This is a genomic window from Streptomyces sp. NPDC043746 (assembly GCF_056436485.1).
The window spans coordinates 56,396-65,789 of record NZ_JBWKCM010000033.1 but is presented as its reverse complement, the minus strand read 5'-3'; the positions used below and the strand labels follow the sequence as shown (position 1 = coordinate 65,789).

General features: G+C 73.1%; 11 protein-coding genes and 1 riboswitch. Of the genes, 6 read left to right on the top strand and 5 right to left on the bottom strand.

Features of this window, described 5'->3' with window-relative positions; genetic code table 11:
• Positions 1–175: 175 nt before the first annotated feature.
• From AC0682_RS27450 to AC0682_RS27440, 3 genes are all read right to left on the bottom strand, one after another.
• A complete protein-coding gene (locus tag AC0682_RS27450) occupies positions 176–541 on the bottom strand; it encodes an Rv2175c family DNA-binding protein (protein ID WP_114930420.1) in 366 nt (121 codons plus the stop codon).
• An 81-nt stretch (positions 542–622) separates the two neighbouring features.
• Positions 623–1,867 carry an NAD(P)/FAD-dependent oxidoreductase gene (locus AC0682_RS27445; protein WP_478535761.1) on the bottom strand — a complete coding sequence of 415 codons (1,245 nt, stop codon included), beginning with the start codon at positions 1,865–1,867 and terminating at the stop codon, positions 623–625.
• A gap of 29 nt (positions 1,868–1,896) precedes the next feature.
• Entirely contained in the window at positions 1,897–2,238 is a 342-nt protein-coding gene (locus AC0682_RS27440) for an avidin-fold protein (RefSeq protein ID WP_254812734.1), read from the bottom strand.
• Between the two features lie 53 nt (positions 2,239–2,291).
• A riboswitch (TPP riboswitch) is annotated at positions 2,292–2,404 on the top strand.
• On the opposite strand from AC0682_RS27440, the gene thiO reads away from it, so the two are divergent.
• From thiO to AC0682_RS27415, 5 genes are all read left to right on the top strand, one after another.
• Positions 2,402–3,610 carry a glycine oxidase ThiO gene (gene thiO / locus AC0682_RS27435; protein WP_478535760.1) on the top strand — a complete coding sequence of 403 codons (1,209 nt, stop codon included), beginning with the start codon at positions 2,402–2,404 and terminating at the stop codon, positions 3,608–3,610. (Overlaps the previous riboswitch by 3 nt.)
• Positions 3,607–3,819, top strand: a complete 213-nt coding sequence (gene thiS / locus AC0682_RS27430; protein ID WP_018486660.1) for a sulfur carrier protein ThiS — start codon at positions 3,607–3,609, stop codon at positions 3,817–3,819. Before thiO ends, thiS begins: the two co-directional genes overlap by 4 nt.
• A gap of 2 nt (positions 3,820–3,821) precedes the next feature.
• Positions 3,822–4,616, top strand: a complete 795-nt coding sequence (locus AC0682_RS27425) for a thiazole synthase (protein WP_478535758.1) — start codon at positions 3,822–3,824, stop codon at positions 4,614–4,616.
• A gap of 185 nt (positions 4,617–4,801) precedes the next feature.
• Complete coding sequence (gene pknB, locus AC0682_RS27420; protein WP_478535756.1) at positions 4,802–6,730, top strand: Stk1 family PASTA domain-containing Ser/Thr kinase; 1,929 nt, start codon at positions 4,802–4,804, stop codon at positions 6,728–6,730.
• 6 nt (positions 6,731–6,736) lie between these two features.
• The gene (locus tag AC0682_RS27415; RefSeq protein ID WP_478535755.1) at positions 6,737–7,618 is read left to right on the top strand and encodes a deoxyribonuclease IV; all 882 of its coding nucleotides are present in this window, start codon (positions 6,737–6,739) and stop codon (positions 7,616–7,618) included.
• Positions 7,619–7,634: 16 nt separating this feature from the next.
• Here AC0682_RS27415 and AC0682_RS27410 read toward each other — a convergent pair whose 3' ends face one another.
• The gene (locus AC0682_RS27410) at positions 7,635–8,267 is read right to left on the bottom strand and encodes a sulfite oxidase-like oxidoreductase (RefSeq protein ID WP_478535753.1); all 633 of its coding nucleotides are present in this window, start codon (positions 8,265–8,267) and stop codon (positions 7,635–7,637) included.
• Positions 8,268–8,419: 152 nt separating this feature from the next.
• Between AC0682_RS27410 and bfr the strand changes: the two genes are divergently transcribed.
• Entirely contained in the window at positions 8,420–8,899 is a 480-nt protein-coding gene (gene bfr, locus AC0682_RS27405; RefSeq protein WP_018486665.1) for a bacterioferritin, read from the top strand.
• A 29-nt stretch (positions 8,900–8,928) separates the two neighbouring features.
• On the opposite strand, the gene AC0682_RS27400 is transcribed toward bfr, so the two are convergent.
• Entirely contained in the window at positions 8,929–9,201 is a 273-nt protein-coding gene (locus AC0682_RS27400) for a (2Fe-2S)-binding protein (protein WP_478535751.1), read from the bottom strand.
• Positions 9,202–9,394 lie beyond the last annotated feature (193 nt).

Genomic DNA, 9,394 nt, shown 5'->3' with positions numbered 1-9,394 from the left:
ACCCCAACCCAGCGTTCTCCTTTTTGCCGCTTCTTCTGTCTGGGGGGTGGGGGGGGGGGGGGGGTTTGTTTTTCCCCCCCCCCCCCCCCCCCCCCCCCCCCCCCCCCCCCCTCGCCCCCCCCCCCCCCCCCCCCCCCCCCCCCCCCCCCCCCCCCCCGCTTCCTGATCGTGTCGGTCAGACGGCGAGCGCCTGGGCGCGGCGCTTCACCTCCGTACCGCGATTCTCGCTCAGCGCCTGGGCGGGGGTGCCGGGCAGGGTCGGGTCGGGAGTGAAGAGCCACTCCAGCATCTCTTCGTCGGAGAAGCCGTCGTCCCTCAGGAGGGTCAGGGTGCCGGAGAGGCCCTTGACCACCTTGTTGCCGTCGATGAAGGCGGCAGGCACCTGAAGTGTCCGGTTCTCACCACGGCGTACGGCGATGAGCTGGCCCTCCTTGACCAGCTGCCGGACGCGCGTCACCTCGACATCGAGCATGTCCGCGATGTCGGGGAGGTGGAGCCAGGCGGGGACGAGAGCATCGGTCTTTGCGTCAATCTCGGTCACAGGGACAAGCGTGCCATCCGGGACTGACAGCCGGTAGCCGGGCCGACCGTACGGGGGTCACGCGCACCGGGCCCGGAGGCGTCACAGGGCGGTGGACTTCAGCGGTACGGCAGGGTCGGCCACCCGCTCCGGATCGAGGACGGCCCCGGACTCGATGAGCTTGCGCCCCTGGGCGAGGTCGCGCGGGCGCCCCACCGCGAGCAGGGCCACCAGGGCCCCGGCCCGCAGCCAGCAGACCGACCAGGCGGCCTCCGTGCCGTCGCCGCGCCATACCAGGGTGTCGGCGTGGGCGTGGTGGCCGGCGTACTGCACGAAACGGCCGAACTGCTCGGACCAGAAGTACGGGACGGGGTCGTGGACCGGGAGCGGCTCACCGCTCCCGGCGGCGAGGATCGCGGCGGCGGCGGTGCGCGGGCCCTGGAGGGCGTTGTCCCAGTGGTGGATCAGCAGGCGCTCGCCGTAGCGGGCGGAGGGGAAGGAGGCGCAGTCCCCGACGGCGTACACATCGGGCAGGGAGGTGCGCAGGGCGCTGTCGGCGGTGATCGAGCCGTCCGGGCCGCGTTCGATCCCGGAGCCGGTGAGCCAGCCGGTGGCGGGGCGGGCGCCGATGCCGACGACGACGGCCCCGGCGGGCAGCTCCCGGCCGTCCGCGAGGACCACCCTGCCCGGCTCCACCCGCTCGACCCGGGCGTCGGTGAGGAGTCGGGCGCCGCTCTCCGCGTACCAGCCGGCCATCGGGGCGGCGACCTCGGCGGGGAGCGTCCCGGCCAGCGGGCGGGCGGCGGCCTCCACGACGGTGACCGCGCAGCCGGCGGCGCGGGCGGCGGTGGCGAACTCGGCGCCGATCCACCCGGCCCCGACGACCACCACGTCGTGCTGCTGCTCCAGGACGGGCCGCAGCCGGGCCGCGTCGTCCAGGGTGCGCAGCAGATGGACGCCGGGGACGCCCTCGGCGCCGGGCAGGGCGATGGGCTCGGCGCCGGTCGCCAGGACCAGCGTGTCGTAGGGAACGGCCCCCTCGGCCGTGTCCAGCAGATGGTCGGCGGCGCGCAGGGCGGTGACGTCCAGGCCGAGGCGGAGCGTGATGTCCAGCTCCTCGAAGTCCACGTCGAAGGCGGAGTCCTCGGCCTTGCCCAGGAGCACCGCCTTGGACAGCGGCGGCCGGTCGTAGGGCTGGTGGGGTTCGGCGCCGATCAACGTGACGGGTCCGGTGAAACCGGCCTCCCGCAGGGCGACGGCGGTCTGCACGCCCGCCATGCCCGCTCCGACGATCACGACGTTCCGTGTGCGCTCCCGCGCCGCGTGGTGTTCCGTCTGCTCGCTCACGTGTACCAGTCTATTCAGCTGACGCGACGTCAGTCGGCGACTTCCTCCACCACGCTGGTCCCGCTGCCCTCCTGGGACTCCCACTCCCAGCGCTCCTCCAGCCGGACCCGGCCGTCGGCGAGTTCGGTGACGGTGGAGAGGCAGTGTCCGGAAGAGGTCGTTCCGTCCTGCTTGAGCTGGACGTAGCGGAAGTCGAGTCCGTCTCCGTCGCGGGTGCCGACGAGATGGCCGTGGACCACGTCACCGCCCGCGTACTCGGCCCAGATCCGGCCGTCGCGCTCGTGGTACGTGAAGCGGGTCCGGGTGCCCACCTGGCCGGGGGCCTGGTCGGCGACGGGGGTGAGGACGAGTCCGTCGAGCGAACGGGCCACGGTGGCTGCTCCCTTGACTGTGCCGCGGGCGGGTGGGTTTAGGCTGGCAACGGTAGAACACTCGCGGGAGCCCGGACGCACCGGGCTGAGAGGGAGGCTGGGCGGCCTCCGACCGTACGAACCTGATCCGGGTCATGCCGGCGAAGGGAGGGGCTGGACACCCATGCGCGTCTCGGGGAGGACCTCCGGAAACCCGGGGGGAGGCTCAGGATCCGACGTCCTCGTCATCGGGGGCGGAATCATCGGTCTGGTCACCGCGTGGCGGACGGCCCAGCGCGGGCTTGCCGTCACCGTGGCCGACCCCGATCCGGGCGGCGGGGCCGCCCAGGTCGCGGCGGGCATGCTGGCCGCCGTCACCGAACTGCACTACGGCGAGGAGATGCTGCTGGGCCTCAACCTCGCATCCGCCGCCCGCTATCCGGAGTTCGTCGCGGAGCTGGAGGCGGCGAGCGGCCGGGAGACCGGCTTCCGCACCTGCGGGACGCTGGCGGTCGCGCTGGACTCCGACGACCGGGCGCATCTGCGGGAGCTGCACACCCTCCAGGAGCGCTCGGGGCTGGAGTCGGCCTGGCTGAGCGGCCGGGAGTGCCGCCGTCTGGAGCCGATGCTCGCGCCGGGGGTACGGGGCGGGCTGCGGGTGGACGGTGACCACCAGGTGGACCCGCGCCGGCTCGCCGCCGCGCTGCTGGCCGCCTGCGAACGGGCCGGGGTGGTGTTCCGCCGGGCCCCCGCCGAGCGGCTCACCGTCGCCGGAGGCCGGGCGGCGGGAGCGGTGCTCGGTGACGGTACGGAGGTTGGGGCCGACCAGGTCGTGCTGGCGGCGGGCAGCCTCAGCGGGCGGCTCGCGGGGCTCCCGGAGGAAGCCGTGCCGCCGGTCCGCCCGGTCAAAGGCCAGGTCCTGCGGCTGACCGTACCCCCGGCGTACGCCCCCTTCCTCAGCCGGACCGTGCGAGCCGTGGTCCGGGGCGGCCATGTCTACCTCGTACCGCGGGAGAACGGCGAGCTGGTCGTCGGCGCCACCAGTGAGGAGATGGGCTGGGACACCACGGTCACCGCAGGCGGGGTCTACGAGCTGCTGCGCGACGCCCATGAGCTGGTGCCGGGCATCACCGAGCTGCCGCTGACCGAGACCCGGGCCGGTCTGCGCCCCGCCTCCCCCGACAACGCCCCGCTGCTCGGCCCGACCGCCCTGCCCGGCCTCCTCCTCGCCACCGGCCACCACCGCAACGGCGTGCTCCTGACGCCTGTCACGGGCGACGCGATGGCCGAGGCGCTGACCACCGGCGAGCTGCCCGAGGTGGCCCGCCCGTTCACCCCGGACCGGTTCACCTCCGCCGTCGACACCCCCGTACTCCAGGAGCAGTCCGCATGAGCCCTCAGGTATCCGTCTCGGTCAACGGGGAGCCCCGCACCCTCGACGCGGGCACCGCGCTGGACCGCCTCGTCGCCACCCTGACCACCGCGCCCTCCGGGGTCGCCGCCGCCGTCAACGAGTGCGTGGTGCCGCGCGGCCGGTGGGCCGCCACCACGCTCGGCGAGGGCGACCGCGTCGAAGTCCTGACCGCCGTGCAGGGAGGCTGACCATGTCCGACGACGTCTTCACCCTGGGACCGGCCGCCTTCGGCTCCCGGCTGATCATGGGCACCGGCGGGGCGCCGAGCCTGGAGGTGCTGGAGCGGTCCCTGATCGCTTCGGGGACCGAGATGACCACCGTCGCCATGCGCCGGCTCGACCCGACCGTGCGGGGGTCGGTCCTCTCCGTGCTGGAGCGGCTCTCCATCCAGGTGCTGCCGAACACGGCGGGCTGCTACACGGCGGGCGAGGCCGTCCTCACCGCCCGGCTGGCCCGGGAGGCGCTCGGCACCGACTGGATCAAGCTGGAGGTCATGGCCGACGAGCGGACCCTGCTGCCCGACCCGATCGAGCTGCTGGACGCGGCCGAGCTGCTGGTCGACGACGGGTTCACCGTGCTGCCGTACACCAACGACGACCCGGTCCTCGCGCGGAAGCTGGAGGACGTGGGGTGCGCGGCGATCATGCCGCTCGGCTCCCCCATCGGCTCCGGGCTGGGCATCCGCAACCCGCACAACTTCGAGCTGATCGTGGAGCGGGCCGGTGTGCCGGTGATCCTGGACGCGGGCGCCGGGACCGCCTCGGACGCGGCGCTGGCGATGGAGCTGGGGTGCGCGGCGGTGATGCTCGCCTCGGCGGTGACCCGGGCCCAGGAGCCGGAGCTGATGGCGGCGGCGATGCGGCACGCGGTGGACGCGGGCCGGCTGGCGTACCGGGCGGGGCGCATCCCGCGCCGCCACTACGCGGAGGCGTCCTCACCGGTGGAGGGCCGGGCGGCGCTGGATCCGGAGCGCCCGGCCTTCTGAGCGCCGGTACGCGGTCGGGGGCGCCGCCTCCGCACCCCTGCTCCTCCGTCCGCGGGGGAGCTTGAGGAGCAGGGACCGCCCGGGCCGGTCACCTGGGGCGTGTCCCTGTCACAGGTCGGTAAGGGAACGGCCCCCGAGGTGCCCGGCCCGTCCGGGGTGTCGGTGGCGGCTCGTAGACTCTCGGGGTGGACACGACCCTCCAGGACCCGCTCGTCGGGCAGCTGCTCGACGGCCGGTATCGCATCGAGGCGCGCATCGCCGTCGGCGGGATGGCCACGGTCTACCGGGCCGTGGACACCCGCCTGGACCGGGTGCTCGCGCTGAAGGTGATGCACCCGGCGCTCGCCACCGACGCCGCCTTCGTCGAGCGGTTCATCCGCGAGGCCAAGTCGGTGGCGCGCCTCGCCCACCCCAACGTCGTCGGGGTCTTCGACCAGGGCGCCCAGGGTGCGTACGTCTACCTCGCGATGGAGTACGTCCCGGGCTGCACCCTGCGCGACGTCCTGCGCGAGCGCGGCGCCCTCCAGCCCCGGGCCGCGCTGGACATCCTGGAGCCGGTCCTCGCCGCGCTCGGCGCCGCCCACCGGGCGGGGTTCGTGCACCGCGACATGAAGCCGGAGAACGTCCTGATAGGGGACGACGGCCGGGTCAAGGTCGCGGACTTCGGGCTGGTCAGGGCGGTCGGCACGGCCACCGACACCACCGGTTCGCTGCTCGGCACGGTCTCGTATCTGGCACCCGAGCAGATCGAGCACGGCAGCGCCGACACCCGCAGCGACGTGTACGCCTGCGGGGTCGTGCTGTACGAGATGCTGACCGGCGCCAAGCCGCACACCGGGGAGAACGCCGCCCAGGTCATCTACCAGCACCTCAACACCGACGTCCCGGCCCCGTCCGCCGTCGTGCCGGGGCTGCCGGTGGCGCTGGACTCCCTGGTGGCGAGCGCCACCGCCCGCAACCCCGAGGTGCGCCCGCACGACGCGGTGCTGCTCCTGGCCGAGGCCCGGGAGGCCCGTGCCCAGCTGACCGAGGCCGAGCTGGACGCCGTACCGCCGCAGGCGCTGTCGGACGTCCACGACGGCGCGCAGGACCGTACGAGCGTGATCCCCCGGGCCCTTCCGGCGGACGGGCCCGGGGACGGCGTGCACCGGACCAGTCGGCTGGAGATGCCGTCGCCCCCCGCCCCGCCCCGGCGGCGGGCCGGTCGGCGCGGCCCGTTCGGCGGCCCGCACGGCAGGCTGGTCACCCTCGTCACCGCCGTCCTGCTGACGCTCGGCATCGGGGTGGGTGTCTGGTACATCAACTCCGGCCAGTTCACCCAGGTGCCCTCGCTGCTCGGCCAGACCCAGCAGGCCGCGGAGAAGCGGCTCTCGGACGCCGGGCTCGGGCTGGCGGGCGTCGAGCGGGTCTTCAGCGACACGGTCGAGCGGGGCGCGGTGGTGGGCAGCGACCCCGCCTCCGGTGACCGCATCCGGGGCAACGGGTCGGTGAAGCTCATCGTCTCGCGCGGCCCGGAGGTCGTCCGGGTGCCCGATGTGGCGGGCTCCTCCCTGGCGGACGCCCGGCGCTCCCTGAAGAAGGTGGGCCTGGTCCCCGGCATGGTGACCAGGGAGTTCAGCGAGGACGTGGCGCGCGGCGAGGTGATCCGTACGGAACCCCGCGCGGGCACCGACCGGAACCCGGACACGGCCGTGGCCATGGTCGTCAGCAAGGGCAGCCCGATCGACGTCCCCGACGTCACCGGGTTCTCGGTCGAGGACGCCACGGCGGAGCTGGAGGGCGAGGGGCTGAAGGTCCAGGTGCTGCCCGGCCGGGTCCACTCGGCCGAGGCCGCCGGGAAGATCGCCCAGCAGTCCCCGGGCGCGGGCGCCGAGGCCGCGCAGGGCGACACGGTCGAGCTGACCGTCTCCAAGGGCCCCCGGATGCTGGACGTCCCCGACGTCACCGGCCGGGACGTCGACGAGGCCCGGGCCGCCCTGGAGGAGGCGGGCTTCCAGGTGAAGGTCGACCGGCCGTTCCTCTCGTTCAGCGACACGGTCGCGCGCCAGTCCGTGAGGGGCGGCGAACAGGCCCCCGAGGGCTCCACCATCACGATCAGGACCAAGGGGCTCTAGAACCACATGCGCACCTCCGAAGAAGGCCCTCTGCGCAACCCCGTGGGCGGACATGTCCCGGTGGCCGGCGGGCTCGCCAAGGTCGGTCTCTCCTACGCCCGGGAGCTGGCGGCCGAGGCCGTGCAGGTCTTCGTCGCCAACCCGCGCGGCTGGGCCACGCCCGCCGGGAACCCGGCGCAGGACGAGCTGTTCCGCTCGGAGCGCGCGGCCTCCTCGATGCCGGCGTACGTCCATGCCCCGTATCTGATCAACTTCGGCTCGCACACCGAGGCGACCGTGGAGAAGTCCGTGGACTCCCTGCGCCACTCGCTGCGCCGGGCCAGGGAGATCGGCGCGCTGGGCGTGGTCGTGCACACCGGCTCCGCGACCGGCGGGCGGCCCCGGTCGCAGGCGCTGGCCCAGGTACGGGAGCACATGCGGCCGCTGCTGGACGAGCTGACCCATGACGACGACCCGGATCTGCTGCTGGAGTCCACGGCGGGCCAGGGCTCCTCGCTCTGCTCCCGGGCAGGGGACTTCGGACCGTACTTCGAGGCGCTGGACGCCCACCCCAAGCTGGGGATCTGCCTGGACACCTGCCACATCTACGCGGCGGGCCACGATCTGACCGGTCCCTCCGGGATGCGGCAGACGCTCGACCTGCTGGTGGAGACGGTCGGTGAGGGGCGGCTGAAGCTGATCCACGCCAACGACTCCAAGGACGTCGTGGGCGCCCACAAGGACCGGCACGAGAACATCGGCTCGGGTCATATCGGCGCGGAGCCGTTCCGGGAGCTGTTCGCGCACCCGGCGACCGAGGGCGTGCCGCTGATCATCGAGACGCCGGGCGGCAAGGAGGGGCACGCGGCTGACGTGGCCCGGCTCAAGGCGCTGCGGGCGACCGTGTAGCAGGCCTCCGGGGCCTCTACAGCTCGGGGCCGTCCCCCGGCTCCTCCTGGTACGAGTAGCGCTGCTCGGCCCAGGGGTCACCGATGTTGTGGTAGCCCCGCTCCTCCCAGAAGCCGCGCCGGTCGGCCGTCATGTACTCGACGCCCCGGACCCATTTCGGGCCCTTCCAGGCGTACAGGTGCGGGACGACCAGGCGGAGCGGGAAGCCGTGCTCGGCGGTGAGCAGCTCACCGTCCTTGTGGGTGGCGAAGAGCGAGCGGTCGGAGGCGAAGTCGGCCAGCCGCAGGTTGGCGGAGAAGCCGTACTCGGCCCAGACCATCACATGGGTGACCTCGGGCGCCGGGGGCGCCAGGTCGAGCACCGTACGGGCCAGGACGCCGCCCCACTCGGCGCCGACCATGCTGAACTTCGTCACGCAGTGCAGATCGGCGACGACGGAGGAGTAGGGCAGCGCCGTGAAGTCCTGGTGGTTCCAGCAGTGCTTGTCCCCGTCGGCGGTGGCTCCGAAGACCCGGAACTCCCACCGCTCGGGTTTGAACCTGGGAACGGGCCCGTAGTGGGTGACCGGCCATCCGCGCTGCAGTCGCTGTCCTGGTGGAAGCTCCGACCGTTCCGCTCCGCGCTTCTCCCGGTTTTCCGGCTGACCCATGTCTCCATGGTGACAGACAGGCAGGGGTGGTCATGACCAGGGCGGACGCACGGTGGGTCAACTCGTACTAAGCGTGCACTTACTGGACGGCCGGTGGACGCGGTGCGAGGATGCGGCCACCTTGTCGATCACGCTGGGAAGGAGCCTCTGCGATGCAGGGCGACCCCGAGGTCATTGAGTTCCTCAACGAACAGCTGACGGCCGAACTGACGGCCATCAACCAGTACTTCCTGCACGCGAAGATGCAGGAGAACTTCGGCTGGACCAAGCTCGCCAAGTACACCCGGGCCGAGTCCTTCGACGAGATGAAGCACGCCGAGGTCCTCACGGACCGGATCCTCTTCCTGGACGGGCTGCCCAACTACCAGCGGCTCTTCCATGTCCGGGTGGGCCAGACGGTCACCGAGATGTTCCAGGCGGACCGCCAGGTCGAGGTGGAGGCGATCGACCGCCTCAAGCGCGGGATCGAGGTCATGCGGGCCAAGGGGGACATCACCTCGGCCAACATCTTCGAGTCCATCCTGGAGGACGAGGAGCACCACATCGACTATCTCGACACCCAGCTGGAGCTGGTGGAGAAGCTGGGCGAGCCGCTCTACATCGCGCAGCTGATCGAACAGCCGGAGAGCTGAGCCGGCCCCGTAGAAGCAGGCGGGACCCGTCAGGCCGCGTCGGGGAGACGCACGTCCGGGGCCGCCGCCACCGGCATGGCCGTCGGGTGGCCGACCGTCGCCGCCACGGGCTCCCGCTGCTGGCCCACGAGGTCACGGCGCGAGCAGTCACGCCCCAGCAGGGCCTGGATCCGGCGGACACAGCCGCCGCAGTCCGTGCCGGCCTTGCAGGCCGAGGCGATCTGGCGCGGGGTGCAGGCTCCGGCGTCCGCATGCTTCTTGACCTGCGCTTCGGTGATGCCGAAGCAGGAGCAGACGTACATGCGGTTCACCTCCCTGCGGGTCGGTCGCTGGTGCCGTCCCCGTCTTGTCGGTGAGGCTAACCTAACCTTACCTGCCTGGCGAGTCGCGGAAAAGCCCCGGAACGGGCTGTGGGGGGGGGGGGGGGGGGGGGGGGGGGGGGGAGAAGAGGCCGTTGGGGGGGGCACCGCGGAGGACGGGTGGGGGGGAGGTTCC

Excerpts from the sequence above, each read along its gene's own strand:
- thiO (WP_478535760.1), top strand. The coding sequence starts at position 2,402 with ATGCGCGTCTCGGGGAGGACCTCCGGAAACCCGGGGGGAGGCTCAGGA.
- thiS (WP_018486660.1), top strand. The coding sequence starts at position 3,607 with ATGAGCCCTCAGGTATCCGTCTCGGTCAACGGGGAGCCCCGCACCCTC.
- AC0682_RS27425 (WP_478535758.1), top strand. The coding sequence starts at position 3,822 with ATGTCCGACGACGTCTTCACCCTGGGACCGGCCGCCTTCGGCTCCCGG.
- AC0682_RS27415 (WP_478535755.1), top strand. The coding sequence starts at position 6,737 with ATGCGCACCTCCGAAGAAGGCCCTCTGCGCAACCCCGTGGGCGGACAT.
- AC0682_RS27410 (WP_478535753.1), bottom strand. The coding sequence starts at position 8,267 with ATGGGTCAGCCGGAAAACCGGGAGAAGCGCGGAGCGGAACGGTCGGAG.
- bfr (WP_018486665.1), top strand. The coding sequence starts at position 8,420 with ATGCAGGGCGACCCCGAGGTCATTGAGTTCCTCAACGAACAGCTGACG.
- AC0682_RS27400 (WP_478535751.1), bottom strand. The coding sequence starts at position 9,201 with ATGTACGTCTGCTCCTGCTTCGGCATCACCGAAGCGCAGGTCAAGAAG.